19 protein-coding genes, 1 tRNA gene and 1 pseudogene are annotated in these 15,577 nt (G+C 72.6%); 14 read left to right on the forward strand and 7 right to left on the reverse strand.

Annotated features, from left to right (window positions below; all coding sequences use genetic code 11):
• The first annotated feature begins 329 nt into the window (after nt 1-329).
• Nucleotides 330-731 (forward strand): transglycosylase SLT domain-containing protein, encoded by a 402-nt coding sequence (locus tag AB0M18_RS13345; protein WP_365757167.1) that lies wholly within the window; start codon nt 330-332, stop codon nt 729-731.
• A gap of 118 nt (nt 732-849) precedes the next feature.
• On the opposite strand, the gene AB0M18_RS13350 is transcribed toward AB0M18_RS13345, so the two are convergent.
• Nucleotides 850-2,019, reverse strand: coding sequence for a steroid 3-ketoacyl-CoA thiolase (locus AB0M18_RS13350; protein ID WP_365757169.1), 1,170 nt, complete (start codon nt 2,017-2,019; stop codon nt 850-852).
• A gap of 286 nt (nt 2,020-2,305) precedes the next feature.
• On the opposite strand from AB0M18_RS13350, the gene AB0M18_RS13355 reads away from it, so the two are divergent.
• The 10 genes from AB0M18_RS13355 (at nt 2,306) to AB0M18_RS13400 (ending at nt 11,024) form a co-directional block, all read left to right on the forward strand.
• Nucleotides 2,306-3,559 carry a cytochrome P450 gene (locus tag AB0M18_RS13355; protein WP_365757171.1) on the forward strand — a complete coding sequence of 418 codons (1,254 nt, stop codon included), beginning with the start codon at nt 2,306-2,308 and terminating at the stop codon, nt 3,557-3,559.
• A 109-nt stretch (nt 3,560-3,668) separates the two neighbouring features.
• The gene (locus tag AB0M18_RS13360; protein WP_365757173.1) at nt 3,669-4,808 is read left to right on the forward strand and encodes a DUF2330 domain-containing protein; all 1,140 of its coding nucleotides are present in this window, start codon (nt 3,669-3,671) and stop codon (nt 4,806-4,808) included.
• Nucleotides 4,805-5,488, forward strand: a complete 684-nt coding sequence (locus AB0M18_RS13365; RefSeq protein WP_365757175.1) for an O-methyltransferase — start codon at nt 4,805-4,807, stop codon at nt 5,486-5,488. The genes AB0M18_RS13360 and AB0M18_RS13365 overlap by 4 nt, the downstream gene beginning before the upstream one ends.
• Before the next feature lie 82 nt (nt 5,489-5,570).
• Nucleotides 5,571-5,885 carry an antibiotic biosynthesis monooxygenase gene (locus tag AB0M18_RS13370; protein ID WP_365757177.1) on the forward strand — a complete coding sequence of 105 codons (315 nt, stop codon included), beginning with the start codon at nt 5,571-5,573 and terminating at the stop codon, nt 5,883-5,885.
• 38 nt (nt 5,886-5,923) lie between these two features.
• The gene (locus tag AB0M18_RS13375) at nt 5,924-6,400 is read left to right on the forward strand and encodes a GNAT family N-acetyltransferase (protein ID WP_365757179.1); all 477 of its coding nucleotides are present in this window, start codon (nt 5,924-5,926) and stop codon (nt 6,398-6,400) included.
• Nucleotides 6,401-6,628: 228 nt separating this feature from the next.
• A complete protein-coding gene (locus tag AB0M18_RS13380; RefSeq protein ID WP_365757181.1) occupies nt 6,629-7,708 on the forward strand; it encodes a peptidoglycan-binding protein in 1,080 nt (359 codons plus the stop codon).
• Between the two features lie 215 nt (nt 7,709-7,923).
• Entirely contained in the window at nt 7,924-8,595 is a 672-nt protein-coding gene (locus AB0M18_RS13385; protein ID WP_365757183.1) for an HAD-IA family hydrolase, read from the forward strand.
• Between the two features lie 300 nt (nt 8,596-8,895).
• Nucleotides 8,896-9,546 carry an HNH endonuclease family protein gene (locus tag AB0M18_RS13390; RefSeq protein ID WP_365757185.1) on the forward strand — a complete coding sequence of 217 codons (651 nt, stop codon included), beginning with the start codon at nt 8,896-8,898 and terminating at the stop codon, nt 9,544-9,546.
• 158 nt (nt 9,547-9,704) lie between these two features.
• Nucleotides 9,705-10,181, forward strand: a complete 477-nt coding sequence (locus AB0M18_RS13395) for a DoxX family protein (protein ID WP_365757187.1) — start codon at nt 9,705-9,707, stop codon at nt 10,179-10,181.
• A gap of 177 nt (nt 10,182-10,358) precedes the next feature.
• Nucleotides 10,359-11,024: a VTT domain-containing protein gene (locus AB0M18_RS13400; protein WP_365757624.1), complete on the forward strand. Its 666-nt coding sequence runs from the start codon at nt 10,359-10,361 to the stop codon at nt 11,022-11,024.
• Here the strand turns inward: AB0M18_RS13400 and AB0M18_RS13405 are convergent.
• Nucleotides 10,984-11,247 carry a DUF2277 domain-containing protein gene (locus AB0M18_RS13405; protein ID WP_365757189.1) on the reverse strand — a complete coding sequence of 88 codons (264 nt, stop codon included), beginning with the start codon at nt 11,245-11,247 and terminating at the stop codon, nt 10,984-10,986. The genes AB0M18_RS13400 and AB0M18_RS13405 overlap by 41 nt on opposite strands.
• A 46-nt stretch (nt 11,248-11,293) precedes the next feature.
• Nucleotides 11,294-11,515 (reverse strand): hypothetical protein, encoded by a 222-nt coding sequence (locus AB0M18_RS13410; RefSeq protein ID WP_362530560.1) that lies wholly within the window; start codon nt 11,513-11,515, stop codon nt 11,294-11,296.
• A 202-nt stretch (nt 11,516-11,717) separates the two neighbouring features.
• Here AB0M18_RS13410 and AB0M18_RS13415 point away from each other — a divergent pair, with 202 nt between their 5' ends.
• The gene (locus tag AB0M18_RS13415) at nt 11,718-12,482 is read left to right on the forward strand and encodes a GntR family transcriptional regulator (protein ID WP_365757191.1); all 765 of its coding nucleotides are present in this window, start codon (nt 11,718-11,720) and stop codon (nt 12,480-12,482) included.
• Here AB0M18_RS13415 and AB0M18_RS13420 read toward each other — a convergent pair.
• The 3 genes from AB0M18_RS13420 to AB0M18_RS13430 form a co-directional block, all read right to left on the reverse strand.
• Nucleotides 12,479-13,000, reverse strand: a complete 522-nt coding sequence (locus AB0M18_RS13420; protein WP_365757193.1) for a DUF4231 domain-containing protein — start codon at nt 12,998-13,000, stop codon at nt 12,479-12,481. The two genes, AB0M18_RS13415 and AB0M18_RS13420, sit on opposite strands and share 4 nt — an antisense overlap.
• A gap of 106 nt (nt 13,001-13,106) precedes the next feature.
• Nucleotides 13,107-13,241 (reverse strand): hypothetical protein, encoded by a 135-nt coding sequence (locus AB0M18_RS13425; protein WP_365757195.1) that lies wholly within the window; start codon nt 13,239-13,241, stop codon nt 13,107-13,109.
• Nucleotides 13,242-13,367: 126 nt separating this feature from the next.
• A tRNA-Val gene (locus AB0M18_RS13430) sits at nt 13,368-13,439 on the reverse strand.
• 208 nt (nt 13,440-13,647) lie between these two features.
• On the opposite strand from AB0M18_RS13430, the gene AB0M18_RS13435 reads away from it, so the two are divergent.
• Nucleotides 13,648-14,964 (forward strand): hypothetical protein, encoded by a 1,317-nt coding sequence (locus AB0M18_RS13435; RefSeq protein ID WP_365757197.1) that lies wholly within the window; start codon nt 13,648-13,650, stop codon nt 14,962-14,964.
• A gap of 23 nt (nt 14,965-14,987) precedes the next feature.
• Nucleotides 14,988-15,191 (forward strand): zinc ribbon domain-containing protein, encoded by a 204-nt coding sequence (locus AB0M18_RS13440; protein WP_365757199.1) that lies wholly within the window; start codon nt 14,988-14,990, stop codon nt 15,189-15,191.
• Here AB0M18_RS13440 and AB0M18_RS13445 read toward each other — a convergent pair.
• Nucleotides 15,188-15,574: pseudogene (locus AB0M18_RS13445) on the reverse strand (LuxR C-terminal-related transcriptional regulator); the annotation flags it as partial. The gene AB0M18_RS13440 and the pseudogene AB0M18_RS13445 overlap by 4 nt on opposite strands.
• Between the last annotated feature and the right edge of the window lie 3 nt (nt 15,575-15,577).

Genomic DNA, 15,577 nt, shown 5'->3' on the forward strand with positions numbered 1-15,577 from the left:
CGGACAGGCCTCTCGAATCACCCCAAAGACAGGCGCGAGCCCCGCAAACAGGGCACTCACGGCACTTCCGGGCGCGGGTCCTCCGGCCCGGGTCTCTCCGGCCACGTCCGAACCTTCCTCGTACCGGGGGTCATTGCACCGCCCCGCCGGATTTGTTTCTGTAGTGGACGTCGCCAGGCAGCCGGTGCTCAGGGCCTCTCGCCCAGGGCATCACGGCAGACCACACCAGGCAGGCCGGTTCCCCACCAGTTCCCGGTTCTCCGGGCTCTGGTTCCGGCATGCCGAAATCGCCCGGCGCGACCTTTGCCCCCGACGTTAGGTATGACGCTTTGTTCCGCTCGATCGCCACTCGCGCCGCCTCCCGCAAGAAGACCTTCGCCGTCTCCGCCGCCCTCCTTCTGGGCGCCTCGGGCGCGGTGCTCGGCAGCACGGGTTCGGCCTCGGCCGCCACCCCGCAGGAGATCGCCCGACAGATCGTGCCGCCGTCGCAGTTCGCGTCCTTCAGCAAGATCGTGGAGCACGAGTCCGGCTGGAACCACACCGCCACCAACTCGTCCAGCGGCGCCTACGGCCTGGTCCAGGCCCTGCCCGGCTCCAAGATGTCCTCCGCCGGTGCCGACTGGAAGACCAACCCGGCCACCCAGATCAAGTGGGGCCTGGAGTACATGAACGAGCGCTACGGCTCCCCGAACGGCGCCTGGTCCTTCTGGCAGTCCCACGGCTGGTACTAAGCCGACCCGGTAGCACCGCACCCAGCGCATCGCAGCAAGGCCCCGTCCTCCCTCAGCGGAGGAATCGGGGCCTGCGGCGTTTCCGGACCCGGACGGCCCGGGGCCGTACCGCGCGCCCCTACAGGCGCTGGATGATCGTGCCCGTCGCCAGCGCCCCGCCCGCGCACATCGTGATCAGCGCGAATTCCCTGTCCGTACGTTCCAGCTCGTGCAGCGCCGTGGCGATCAGCCGCGCCCCGGTGGCGCCCACCGGGTGCCCGAGGGCGATGGCCCCGCCGTTGACGTTGACCTTCTCCAGATCCTGGTCGAAGACCTGCGCCCAGCTGAGCACCACGGACGCGAAGGCCTCGTTGATCTCCACCAGGTCGATGTCCTTCAGCGACATCCCGGCCTTGCCGAGCACCGCCCGGGTCGCGTCGATCGGCCCGTCGAGGTGGTAGTGCGGGTCGGCGCCGACCAGGGCCTGGGCGACGATCCGGGCCCGCGGGCGCAGCTTGAGCGCGCGGGCCATCCGCTTGGAGGCCCACAGGAGCGCGCTGGCGCCGTCGGAGATCTGGGAGGAGTTCCCGGCGGTGTGGATGGCGGTCGGCATGACCGGCTTGAGCCCGCCCAGGACCTCCATCGTGGAGTCGCGCAGCCCCTCGTCCCGGTCGACGAGCCGCCACATGCCCTGGCCGGCGTGCTGCTCCTCCTCCGTCGTCGGGACCTGGACGGCGAAGGTCTCGCGCTTGAAGCGCTCCTCGGCCCAGGCGGTGGCGGCGCGCTCCTGGGAGAGCAGCCCGAGGGAGTCGACGCGCTCGCGGGTCAGCCCACGGCGGCGGGCGATGCGCTCGGCGGCCTCGAACTGGTTGGGCAGGTCGACGTTCCACTCGTCGGGCCAGGGCTTGCCGGGGCCGTGCTTGGACCCGGAGCCGAGCGGGACGCGGGACATCGCCTCGACGCCGCAGCTGATCCCGATGTCGATCACGCCTGCGGCGACCATGTTGGCGACCATGTGGCTGGCCTGCTGGGAGGAGCCGCACTGGCAGTCGACGGTGGTGGCGGCGGTCTCGTACGGGAGACCCATGGTGAGCCAGGCCGTGCGGGCCGGGTTCATGGACTGCTCGCCGGCGTGGGTGACCGTGCCGCCGACGATCTGCTCGACGCAGTCGGCGGGGATGCCGGTGCGGCCGAGGAGTTCGCGGTAGGTCTCCCCGAGGAGGTAGGCGGGATGGAGGTTGGCGAGGGCGCCTCCGCGCCTGCCGATGGGGGTGCGTACGGCTTCGACGATGACGGGTTCCGCGGCCATGTGAGCTCGTCCTCTCCTCGCCCGGGCTGGGGTGTCCCGGCACCCCGGCCGGTCGACGTCACGTAGAACTAGTACGCGTTCTAGTTCCGAGTGCAGTCTTATGACTGCTACCGCCGGTACGCAAGGGTCCGGGACGCAACAGTTCCCCCTCCTTCTCTTGCGACTTGTAGAACTCGTTACTACCTTTCCCGGCATCTTCTGATGGTCCGTCAGACAGTGGCCAGCCAAGGCCGGACAAGGCCGGACAAGGCCGGCCGTCATGGCCAGACAAGGGAGCGTGTTGCCGATGCCCTGCCCCCATCTCCCCGAAGGGTTCGACGCCACCGACCCCGATCTGCTCCAAAGCCGCGTCCCGTACCCCGAGTTCGCACAGCTGAGGCAGACCGCTCCGGTCTGGTGGTGCGCCCAGCCCCCCGGCGTCACCGGGTTCGCCGACACGGGCTACTGGGCCGTGACCCGGCACTCCGACGTCAAATACGTCTCCACGCACCCGGAGTTGTTCTCCTCCAACGAGAACACCGCGGTCATCCGCTTCAACGAGCACATCAACCGCGACCAGATCGAGGTCCAGAAGCTGATCATGCTCAACATGGACCCGCCCGAGCACAGCCGGGTCCGCCAGATCGTCCAGCGCGGCTTCACCCCGCGCGCCATCCGCAGCCTGGAGACCGCGCTGCGCGACCGGGCCCGCGCCATCGTCGCCGAGGCCAAGGCGGCCGCGGCGGCGCCCGGTTCGGACGGCGCCTTCGACTTCGTCACCCGGGTCGCCGTCGAACTCCCGTTGCAGGCCATCGCCGAACTCATCGGCGTACCGCAGGAGGACCGGGCCCGGATCTTCGACTGGTCGAACAAGATGGTCGCGTACGACGACCCCGAGTACGCCATCACCGAGGAGATCGGCGCCGAGGCCGCCATGGAGCTCATCGGCTACTCGATGAACCTCGCCGCCGCCCGCAAGGAGTGTCCCGCCAAGGACATCGTGTCCCAGCTCGTCGCCGCCGAGGGCCAGGGCAACCTGTCCTCCGACGAGTTCGGCTTCTTCGTGCTGCTGCTCGCCGTCGCCGGCAACGAGACCACCCGCAACGCCATCAGCCACGGCATGCACGCCTTCCTCACCCACCCCGGGCAGTGGGAGCTGTACAAGGCGGAGCGCCCGGCCACCGCCGCCGAGGAGATCGTCCGCTGGGCCACCCCGGTCGTCTCGTTCCAGCGCACCGCCACCCAGGACACCGAACTCGGTGGCCAGAAGATCAGGAAGGGCGACCGCGTCGGCCTCTTCTACTCCTCCGCCAACTACGACCCCGAGGTCTTCGAGAGTCCCGAGGTCTTCGACATCACCCGCGACCCCAACCCGCACCTCGGCTTCGGCGGCGGCGGACCCCACTTCTGCCTCGGCAAGTCCCTCGCCATCAAGGAGATCGAGCTGATCTTCGACGCCCTGGCGGACGAACTGCCCGACCTCACCCTCGCCGCCGACCCGCGCCGGCTGCGGGCGGCCTGGCTCAACGGCATCAAGGAGCTTCAGGTCAAGATGGCCTGAGCAGGGAGGCCCGAGCAAGGTCGCTTGAGCAGGGAGGCCTGAGCTAGGCGCCTGGGATGGGGAGGGGAGCGGCCGGAACCAGCCGCTCCCCCCGTACGTCCGAGCAGTCATGCGGGGGACACACCGACTTCTCAAGCGCCTTCTCACCATGCTCGGCGCGCTGCTCGCGCTCCAGCTCGGCTCGCTCGTCGCGCCGGCCTACGCCTGCGGCTGCGGCGCCATGGTCACCGACAGGATGGACCGGATCGGCGTCGACCGGGAGACCTCGGCCGTGCACTGGGACGCGCGGACCGGGACCGAGCGGATCGTCATGCGCTTCACCGTGCACGGCGACGCCGAGAAGGCCGCCTGGGTCATGCCGGTGCCGCACCGCGCCGACGTCGCCCTCGGCGACCCCGCGCTCTTCGAGCAGCTCGACGGGCTGACCGCGCCCGAGCGCCGGACCCGCGACTACTTCTGGCCGCGCAACCGCGACTGGCCCTTCTCCTCCGACGGCGACGGCGCCTCCGCCGGGGCCATGCCGGGCGCCGGACCCGGCGTCGGCGTCGGCGTCGTCGGCCGGGAACGCCTCGGCCCCTTCGACGTGGCGCGCCTGACCGCCACCGACCCGACCGCGCTCGGCGACTGGCTGCACCGCAACGGCTTCGAGCTCTCCGACCGGCTCGCCGGCGAACTGCGCCCGTACGTGGACCTGAAGTGGGAGTACGTCGCCGTCCGCCTCGCCCCCGAGAAGGCCGGCGAACCGCTGTACGGCGCCCTCGACCCGCTCCGAATCACCTTCGCCAACGACCGGCCCGTCTACCCGATGCGGCTGTCCCGGCTGGCCACCACTCCGCAGTCCCTGGGCCTGTACGTGCTCTCCGACCACCGCATGGAGCCGAAGGACGCCATCGGCGGCGCCGACCCCGAGGTGCTGTTCGCCGGCGCCGTCGACCGGCCCGACGGAGCGCTCGCCGAACTCACCGGCCCCGGCCGGGTGTTCCTCACCGCCGTCGACCAGTCCTTCCCCCGGCCCGCCCTCATCAGCGGCGACCACGAGCTCGTCCGGGCCGCCGCCGACACGCCGTACCGCGAGGTGATCTGGAAGGACCGGCTGTGGAGGGTCGGCGGCGTCCCGGTCTGGCTGCTCACCGTCACCGGCACGGTCCTGCTGCTCGCCGCCGCCGGACTCGCCGTCGCGCGAACCCGGCGCCGGGGCCGGCAGGACCGCCCGCGGCCCGACGCATCCGGTGTACGTTCGGCCGCATGACCACCCCTGACCATGACCAGCCTCAATGGACCGCCGTCGACACCTACTTCACCGATCTGATCGCCCCGGGGGACGAGGCGCTGACCGCGGCCCTCGCCGACTCCAAGGCCGCCGGCCTGCCCGAGATCGCCGTCGCCCCCAACCAGGGCAAGCTCCTCAACCTCCTTGTCGCCACGCAGGGCGCGCGGAACGTCCTGGAGATCGGCACCCTCGGCGGCTACAGCACCATCTGGATGGCCCGCGCACTGCCCGCCGACGGGCGGCTGGTCACCCTGGAGTACTCCCCCGCGCACGCCGAGGTCGCCCGCGCCAACATCGCCCGGGCCGGCCTCGCCGAGACCGTCGAGGTGCGCGTCGGCGCGGCCCTGGACACCCTGCCGCTCCTGGAGAAGGAGGGCGCGGGCCCGTTCGACTTCGTCTTCGTCGACGCCGACAAGGTCAACAACCCGCACTACGTGAGCTGGGCGCTCAAGCTCTCCCGCCCCGGAACGCTGATCGTCGTCGACAACGTCGTCCGGAACGGAAAGATCGCCACCGAACACCCCGACGACCCGGCGATCACCGGCACCCGCGAGATGTTCGACCTGATCGCCCGCGAGCCCCGCCTCGACGCGACCGCCGTCCAGACCGTCGGCACCAAGGGCTACGACGGACTGCTCCTGGCCCGCGTCCTCCGCTGATCCCCGCACTGCGGACGGGTCCCTCCCGGACAGGGCTTTCGGCCCTGTCCGGTACGGAGGCCCGCGTGCCTATGCTGCCGGTATGAGCATCGTGAAGATCAACGTCCTGACCGTGCCCGCCGAGCAGCGCGAGCTCCTGGAGCAGCGCTTCGCCGCGCGGGCCGGTGCCGTGGAGAACTCGGACGGGTTCGAGTGGTTCGAGCTGCTCCGGCCGCTGGAGGGCACGGACGAGTACCTCGTCTACACCCGCTGGCGCAGCGAGGAGGACTTCCAGGCCTGGATGAACGGGCCACGGAAGGCCGCCCACGAGGGCGGCGGCGAGCGCCCGAAGCCCGCCGCGACCGGCTCCACCCTGTGGTCCTTCGAGGTCGTCCAGCAGGCATCCCCCAAGAACTGAGCTGCGGGCCGGGTCATGCGCGTCCCAGAATGACGCGCATGACCTGGACCTTCACCACCGAGCGCGTCGACACCCCGGACGCCACCGCCCTGCGCCGCGACTACTACGGCGACGTCGCCGGCCGCTACTGGCAGCGGCCCGCCACCGAGGCGGAGATCGACGAGGGTCTGACGGACGACGGGGTCGAGCTGCTCGTGCCGCCCACCGGGCAGTTCCTGGTGGCGCGGTACGAGGGCGAGCCGGCCGGCTGCGGCGGGGTGCTGCTCCTCGACGCGGAGCGCGCCGAACTCACCCGGATCTTCGTGCGCCACGCGTACCGGGGCGAGGGCGGGGCCGGGCCGCTGCTCGGGCACCTGGAGGACGCGGCCCGTGCCCTCGGCGCCCGCCGGATGGTCCTGAACACCCGCCTCGACCTGGTGGAGGCGCGGGCGCTGTACACGCGGCACGGCTACGCCGAGATCCCCGCGTACTGCACCGGCCCGTACATGCAGATCTGGTACGGCAAGCAGCTGTAGGCCTCCTCCGTCTCCTCCACTCCCCCACCCTGGGGCGTTTGCACCGTTATGGCCTGCCGAAGGGCGCGGGTGGGCACAGGCGTTCACCTCGCCGCCAGGGCCGGGCTGCATAATCGCTCGCAGTTGAACCGGGGAGGGGACCCAACGATGTCCGGACACGTCTGTCCTGAATGCGGTGTACACAGACCTGGCTGCGCCTGCGAGCGAGCGCAGGCGCAGGCCGCGGCGATGGCCGCGGCCGAGGACTTCGACCCGCTGCGCATCCGGCCGTACGTGACACTGGCGGACGGCAGGCCCGGGGACGGACTCGGGGACGAGACGGCCGTGCTGCCGCCGGTGGCGCCCCCGCCGGCTCCTCCGACGCCTCCGATGGCCCCTCCGATGGCGCCTCCGGTCGCACCTGTGCCGCTCGCGGGGCCGCTGCCGCCCGAGGCGGCGCCCGAGGTGTCCGGGGCGTCTGAGGTGTCCGAGGCGTCCGAGGTGCCGCAGGCAGTGGCGGCCGGTTCGGGCGGGGGGCCCGAGACCATGCGCCTGCTGCTGCCGGGGACGGCGCCTGAGCTCGTGTACGAGGGCGGGGCCCTCTACGGGTACGAGGCAGGACCCGGATACGACCCGGAGTACCCGGACGAGGGCCCCGTGCACACGCTGGCGTACGCCCCCGAGGGGCGCGGCCGGCGTGGCCGGGGGCGGGGCAGGGCCCGTACCGGAGTGATCGCGGGAGTGGTCGCGGTCGCCGTGGTCGGCACCGCCGCCCTGGCCGCCGCGCTCATCGGCGGCGACGAGACCGACGACCGGGCCGGCGTGCCCGAGGTCACCACCAGCGCGTCCGACAACGTGGCCGTCTCCGAGGCCCCCACGCCCACCCCCTCCGAGTCGGCGAGCACGTCCGCGACCCCGAGCCCGACCGCCACCGGTTCGCCGTCCCCGGCGGCCACCCGCGCCAAGCCCACGGCGACCGCACCCGCCGCCCCGCCCCGTACGGCGACCGCGACACCGACCCGCCCGAGCAGCGCCCCCTCGACGGCCGCGACCCTGCGGATCGGCTCCAGCGGCGCCGACGTGAAGGACCTCCAGCTGCGCCTGCGCCAACTGGGCCTCTACAGCGGGCCGATCAACGGCGAGTACGGCCGGAAGGTCGAGCACGGGGTCGAGGTCTTCCAGTCGTACATGTACATCGAAGAGGACCCCAAGGGGGTCTACGGGCCCAGCACCCGCACCGCCCTGGAGGGCGCGACGAGCAACAGGGACGGCAGCTCGGGCGACGGCAGCTCGGGCGACGGCGGCTGGGGTGGCGGCGGCTGGGGATAGGCCGAGGCGAGTCGGGCGCCGGCCGGGATGGGGACCGGGGCGGGGACCGAGGCGGGGACCGGCACGCGGACCGGCATGTGGACGGACTTGGCGGGCCTCCACCTCGTTTTGTATCGTGGAGGAACAAAGTGGCCCCGCCCGCACCCCCTGACCGGCGGGCGGGACCGCTTCGTACCGTCACGCCTCATCTCCGACACCCCTCCTGGAGATCCCCGATGACCGCCACCACCCCGGCGTCGTTCACCGCCCGCGCCCTCCTGCTCGACATGGACGGCACGCTCGTCAACTCCGACGCCGTGGTGGAACGCTGCTGGCGCCGCTGGGCCGAGCGGCACGGGCTCGACCCGGACGAGGCCCTGAAGGTGGTGCACGGGCGCCAGGGGTACGCCACGATGGCCGTCCTCCTCCCGGACCGCCCGATGGCCGAGAACCACGCGGACAACCGGGTCATGCTCGCCGAGGAGACCGCCGACCTCGACGGGGTCGTCCCGGTGCCGGGCGCGCCCGCGTTCATGGCCGCGCTCGCGGACCTGCCGCACGCCCTGGTGACCTCGGCCGACCGGGCGCTGTCCGAGGCCCGGATGGGCGCGGCCGGACTGCCGATGCCGGAGACCCGGATCACCGCCGAGTCCGTCGGCGCGAGCAAGCCGGACCCGGAGGGCTTCCTGAAGGGCGCGGCGGCGCTGGGCTTCGAGCCGGCCGACTGCGTGGTGTTCGAGGACTCCGAGGCCGGCATCCGGGCGGGCCGCGCGGCCGGCATGCGGGTGGTGGGCGTGGGGCCGCGGGCCGCCGCCTTCGCGCCCGACGTCCATGTCGCGGACCTGGCCGGCGTACGGATCGAGTCGGCGGCGGACGGCTCGCTCACGCTGCACTTCGCGCGCGCCTGACGCCGCGCCGCGGCCTGAAACCCGCAGGGCGGCCCGTACCGACGTACGGGCCGCCCCTTCGCGTACCCGCGCACACCCACCCCGCCCCCACCCCCCTGAACCCTCCGCGTCACCCGAACTTCCACGCAGCCAGGGCACGTCACACCCCTTGATGTGACGTGTTCATGTCGCCACTCTGTTACCTGGCGCACCCCTCACAGAAACCAGGCGCCGCCACGATGACCGGGCCGCCCGGCATCCGGGGCCGCGCCCCGGGTGGGCCGGTCGCGGCCAAGGTCCCCCCACCCCAAGGGAGTTCGCATGACCGCCGCCAGTGTCTACGCGCGTCGAACCGCCGTCCTCGCCGCCACCGCCGCCCTGACCGTCACCGGCCTCCTCGCCACCGCCCCGGCCGCCCAGGCCTCCCCGCCCACCCCGGTCAGCGCCGCCACCGCGCGCACCTACCTCGCCTCGCTCACGGTGAAGGCGGAAGGTTCCTCCACCGGCTACAGCCGCGATCTCTTCCCCCACTGGATCACCCAGTCCGGTACCTGCAACACCCGCGAGGTGGTCCTCAAGCGCGACGGCGTGAACGTCGTCACGGACTCCAACTGCGCCGCCGTGAGCGGCAGCTGGTACTCGGAGTACGACGGCGCGACCTGGACGCTCGCCTCCGACCTCGACATCGACCACGTCGTCCCGCTCGCCGAGGCCTGGCGCTCGGGCGCCAACTCCTGGACCACCAGCCGCCGTCAGTCCTTCGCCAACGACCTGACCCGCCCGCAGCTCATCGCCGTCACCGACAACGTCAACCAGTCCAAGGGCGACCAGGACCCGGCGGAGTGGCTGCCCTCGCGCACCGCGTACCGCTGCACCTACGTCCGGATGTGGGTGCAGGTGAAGTACTACTACGGCCTCAGCGTCGACTCGGCCGAGAAGAGCGCCCTGCAGTCGGTGCTGAACGGCTGCTGAGTTCACGCTGGGCTGCTGAGCTCGCGCGTCTTCCGCAGACTTCTTGTTGAACTTGCAAGCATTGGTGAGGGCTGCCTAATCTGAGGACTCATCGGTTCCGTCCCCCCACGGCCCGTGCCACCCCGGCACGGGTCAGACCGAAGGAGTCCTTCGCCCCCATGAATGCGCTCGCGAGCCGTCTCAACCAGGCCCAGCCCTACGCGCTCGGCCTGTTCCGGATCGTCGTCGGCCTGCTCTTCGCCTGCCACGGCGCCGCCTCCCTCTTCGGCTGGATCGGCGGCGCCGGTGGCAGCGGCGCCACCATCCCCGGCGGCACCTGGCCGGGCTGGTACGCGGCGGTCATCCAGCTCGTCGCGGGCGGCCTGGTGCTGCTCGGCCTGGGCACGCGCGGCGCGGCGCTCATAGCCTCCGGCTCGATGGCGTACGCGTACTTCGACGTGCACCAGTCCGAGGCGCTGTTCCCGCTCCAGAACGGCGGCGAGTCCGCGGCCATGTTCTGCTGGGCCTTCCTGCTGCTCGTCTTCACCGGCCCGGGGGCGCTGGCGCTCGGCGGCCTGTTCGGCGCGGGCGGCGCGAGCGGCGCGGGACGCGCCGAGGACCGTACGGAGGAGAAGCCCGCACGCGCGACGGCGTGAGGACGCCCGGGAGGCCTCCAGGCGTCATGCGTCAGACGCCAGACGCCAGGCGTCACGCGTCACGCGTCACGCGTCAGGCTTCAGGCTTCATGACCGGGGCCGGGAACCGCTGGGGCGGTTTCCGGCCCCGGTCGGCGTCCTGGCGGGGTCGCCCGCGTAGGCTCTGGCTCCGTGAACGTGCTCGACAGCACGGGGTGGTCACTGCCGTCACTGACCGCGGGCCCGTGGATCTACGCGGCGGTGATGACGTCGATCCTGCTCGACGTCTTCCTGCCGGTACTGCCGAGCGGGATCCTGGTGGTCACGGCGGCCACCGCCGCCTCGGCGGCCTCGGCATCGGCGGCCGGTGCCGTGGGCATGGCGGGCGCCGCCACCGTCCCGTACGCCCCCGCCCTGCTCCCGCTGCTGCTCTGCGCGGCCTGCGCCTCGGTGCTCGGCGACCTCGCCGCGTACCGCCTGGCCCGGCGCGGCGGCGGCAGCCGGCTGGGCCGCGCGGTGGCCCGCTCGCGCCGCCTGAGCGCGGCGCAGGAACGTCTCGGCGAGACGCTTGAGCGCGGCGGCGGACTGCTCGTCGTGCTCGCCCGGTTCGCGCCCGCCGGCCGCTCGGTGGTCTCCCTCGGCGCGGGTGCGACAGGGCGACGGCTGCGCGACTTCCTGCCGTGGTCGGCGCTCGCGGCGGCGATCTGGGCGACGTACGGCGTGGGGCTCGGCTGGCTCGGCGGCCGGTGGCTGGGCGCGACCTGGCTGGGCGCCTGCGTCCCGGTGCTCGCGCTCTTCCTGGCGGGCTCGCTCGCGGCCTATGTCATACGGCGTCCGGCTGCGGCTCCGGCGCCTGCGGGCTGACCGGGTGCGGGTGCGCCCCGCGGACGTGCAGATCGGCGAGGAGGTGCGCGGTGGCCTCGGCGACCTGGTCCACGGCGCGGTCGAAGACCTCGCGGTTGTGGGCGGCGGGCGCGCGGAAGCCGGAGACCTTGCGGACGAACTGCAGCGCGGCGGCGCGGATGTCCTCCTCGGTGGCCTCATGCGGCAGGGCGGGCGGGCGGAGAGTCTTGATGCTGCGGCACATGTCTCCAGTGTGACGCGCCCCACTGACAACAGCCGCTCGCCCGTCGTCAGCTCAGGCCCCGCCGGCTCCGGGCGTTGATCTCGGCGGCCCGGGCCCGCAGCTCCCGCATCGGAGTCGCGGGCTGGACGTCGGCGGGCTCGGCCTCCCACTCGGGGCCGCCGTGGACGGGCCGGATCAGGAAGCGTCCGGCGACGGCGTCGACGTAGAAGCCGACCCGCCCGGTGGCCGTGTCCCGTACGAGGTCACCGACCTCGGGCTCTGACTTCACACATCCCTCCCGTCCGTCCCTTCCATCTCTCCGGAGATCAGATGGATACACCCAGCGAAGCCCTGGCGTCGCGCTCTGTCAACGCATCTCTAGAGATGTCCCCCGAAGGATGGATCACCCGCGCGGGGCGCCCCACCGCTGCTCACCGCCTCGCGGAGGCTCGCCGTAGGGTGTCCCGCATACGGAAGGGAGTGGTCCACGCATGACTGACCCGGACAGCGGTCGTCGGCCCAAGTACCAGCGGATCGCCGACGAGTTGAGAACCGCGATCCAGTCGGGCAGCTTCGCGCCCGGCGACCGGCTCCCCGGCGAGAACGATCTGATGGCCACCTACGACGTGGCCCGGATGACCGCCCGCCAGGCCCTGTCCGTCCTGCGCAACGAGGGCCTCGCGGAGGCCCGCAAGGGCGCCGGCGTCTTCGTCCGCGCCTTCCGCCCGCTGCGCCGCCGGGGCATCCCGCGGCTCGCGCACGACCACTGGGGCAGCGGCCGCTCGGTGTGGTCGGCGGACATCGAGGACCGCGCACTGGTGATCGACCAACTGGAGGTGACCCCGGCCGCCCCGGCGGGCGCGCGGGTGGCCCGGGTGCTCGGCCTGGACTCGCCGGACGCGCCGGTGTGCGTACGCAGCCGCCGCTTCGTGCTCGACGAGCGCCCGGTGCTGCTCTCCGTCTCGTACCTCCCGGCGGCGCTCGCCGAGGGCACCGCGATCGCCGAACCCGAGACGGGCCCCGGCGGCACCTACGCCCGCCTCGCCGAACTGGGCCAGGGCCCCGTCCACTTCCGCGAGGAGATCCGCTGCCGCATGCCGACGGCCGAGGAATCGACCCGCCTCGCCCTGGAGTTCGGCACCCCGGTCATCCTGATCGGCCGAACGGCCCTGACGGAGGCGGGAGTCCCGGTCGAGCTCAACGAGATGACGCTCGACTCGGCGTCGTACGTCCTGGAGTACGACTTCCGCGCCTAGGCCCCCTTCTGGGCGGGAAGTCCGTACTGCTGGAGCTCCGAGTTGACCTGCCCGCCCAGTGTCATGACATTGAGCGTCGCCGAGTTCTCACTGGCGATGGCCTTCTCCACGCGCGCGACGAGCGTCGTGAAGGCGTCCCGCTCGGACTGCCCGTGATACGGGCCGACCCGGGCGGCGAAATAGACCCGCTCATGCCCGAGGAGCTGCTCGGTGGAGCGGTAGTTCTTCCACTGCTCCCGATACCGGTACACGCTCTCCAGCGACACCGACGCCACCACGACCACACTGATCACGGTCGCCGTCACCCGCGCGAACCCCAGATCCAGATTCACCAGCACGGGCACGAGCGCGGCCCCGACGACGGACACGGTCCGCATCCGCAGATGCATCGCCTTCATCTTCGTCGCCTTGCGGTCGTACCACTCCTGATACTGACCGAGCCGCTGATCGACATACCCCTGCGGCGTCATCTCCCCGCCCGCCACCAGCACTTCGGGCCCGTCCCCCATGTCTTCCATACTCCGGAGTACACCGGGGCCGCCGCGGGCACGTCAAGCGGAGTGGCGACCGGCCGCTCCCGACCGAGCCTCGGCCCCAGTATCGCCCCAGGAGCACTCGCCGCGCCTACGCCTTGCTTGAGCAGACGATCTCGGTCCAGGTCGCCTGGAGATCACCGCAGACAATGATCAGCGTGCCCTCCCAGCAGGCGATCTCATGACTGCAGCCGTCCCCGTACGGCAGGATCTCATCGAGAATCACGGCGCCGAGATCCGTCCCCTGGCCCTCGTCGGCGGGGAGGACGACGAAGCGGCCCCCTCCCGTGACCGTCCGCGCCCACCGATGACGAGGGCCCCCGCCGATCTCGGCGGGGGCCCTCGTCATCGGTGGGCGCGGACGGTTTCGAACCGCCGACATCTGCTTTGTAAGAGCAGCGCTCTACCCCTGAGCTACGCACCCGTGAAGTGAAGCAACAGCGTACATGGCGGACGGGTGGGGACCGCAAACGGATGGGGGTGGGGCGGTGGGGTGAACCGGTGGGGGGCGTGTGGGCGTCTGTCCGGGGTGGGAGGATTGGAGCGATCGGGGATGTGGTGAGACGGCACGGGGAGAGGGCGACGTGAGGGCGAGCGAGGGCAGGGGCACGGCGGCGTCCGGGAACGGTGGCATGCTCCGGTTGTCGCTCGTGTTGCCGTTGCTCGTCGGGGCGCTGCTGCCGCAGGCGTTGGCCGGGGGCGGGGGCGGCGGGGGGCGGCGCTGGTTCGGGGGGCGGGACGAGAGCCGGCGGGCCGAGGCGCAGGCGGCGAAGGACGCCGCGGCGGCCGCTTTCTACGAGCTGGACACCGCGCAGCGCGGGCTGCGGATCTCCATCGAGACGATCAGCGCCGTGGACGACTCGGCGGACGCCCGCCGCGCTGTCGACGGTTTCGCGGCGCTCGGGCGGCGGATCGACGAGGTCAGCCATACGTACATCACCGCCGTCGACGCGCATGATCTGGACCGGGTCGAGCTGGACGCGGCGACCGCGGGGCGGGCGCGGGGCGAGCTGGAGCGGGCCAAGGCGGAGCTCACACGGGTCAAGGGGGAGCTGGAACGGTTCGAGGAGGGGCTCGCGCCGCTGCTCGACCGGGCCGAGACGCAGCTCGCCCGGCTCGCGCCCGCCGTGGAGCGGGCGCGGCAGGCGCTCCGGAACGCGAGCACCGCTCTCGACGCGGTGCGGGAGGCCGGTTTCCGGGCCGACGACCTCGCCACCCGGCTCGCCCGCCTCGGGCCCGAGCTCACCCGGCTCAACGAGGGCGCCGGGCGGCACGGCGTCACCGAGACCCTGCAGCGCGCCGACACCGTGCTGCGCGAGGCGGAGGCCGTACGGGCCGAGGCCGAGCGGGTGCCCGAGCGGGCCGCCGAGATCGACAAGCGGCTCGTGTCGCTGCGGACCCGCGCGCAGGCGCTCGCCACCCGCGCCGCCGGGGTCGAGCCCGTCCTGTCCGAGCTGCGGCGCCGTTTCTCCGCCGCCTGCTGGCAGGACCTCCAGCATGTGCCGGAGCAGGCGGCCACCGCCTCCCACCAGGCCGAGGAGCGGCTCGCGGAGGCGGCGAAGGCCCGCGCCGAGCAGCGCTGGCCGGACGCCACCTCGCTGCTGTCCACCGCCCGCGCCCTGCTCAACACCGCCGACGAGGGCGTCTCCGCGGCCGGTGACCGGCTGCGCCGGCTGAACGCCGTCGCCAAGGACCCGCAGGCGGAGATCGCGCGTGCCCGCTTCGCCGTACGGGACGCCCAGCGGCTCGCGATGGCCGGGCGCAGCACCCCCGAGCCCCGGCACGCCCGCCCGCTCGACGAGGCCGTGGGCCGGATCGACCGGGCGGTGGCCTCGCTCGACAACGAACGGCACCCCGACTACTGGGCCTTCCTGACCGAGCTGGAGGCGATCCGCGAGACCGCCGCCCAGGTCGTCGAACGCATTCGTGAGGAGCGCGGCAAGCCGTGAGCGGCAAGCCGTAACCTGTGGCCATGCCTCGTTACGAGTACCGCTGCCGCACCTGCGGAGACACCTTCGAGCTCAGCCGCCCGATGGCCGAGTCCGCCGCCCCCGCCGCCTGCCCCGCCGGGCACGACGACACCGTCAAGCTGCTCTCGGCCGTGGCCGTGGGCGGGACCGCGGCGCAGAGCAAGCCGGCCAGCGGTGGCTGCTGCGGAGGCGGCTGCTGCGGCTAGCTGTCCAGATACCTCAGCACCGCCAGGACCCGCTTGCTGTAGCCCTCGCTCCGGCCCGTCAGCTCCAGCTTGTCGAAGATCGCGTTGATGTGCTTCTCCACCGCGCTCTGCGGCACGTGCGGCCGGGCCGCGACCGCCGCGTTGGTGTGGCCCTGGGCCATCGCCGCCAGGACCTCGTTCTCGCGCGGGGTCAGGCGGGCCAGCGGGTCGGTGTGGGTGGAGCGGGCGAGGAGGCGGCGGACGACCTCCGGGTCGAAGGCGGTGCGGCCCTCGCCGATCCGTTCCAGGGCCTCCAGGAACTCGTCGACCTGCGCCACCCGGTCCTTGAGCAGGTAGCCGACTCCACCTGATCCATCCACCAGGAGCTCGGTGGCGTTGCGCTTCCC

The sequence above is a fragment of the Streptomyces sp. NPDC051909 genome (assembly GCF_040681095.1).
Classification (GTDB): domain Bacteria; phylum Actinomycetota; class Actinomycetes; order Streptomycetales; family Streptomycetaceae; genus Streptomyces.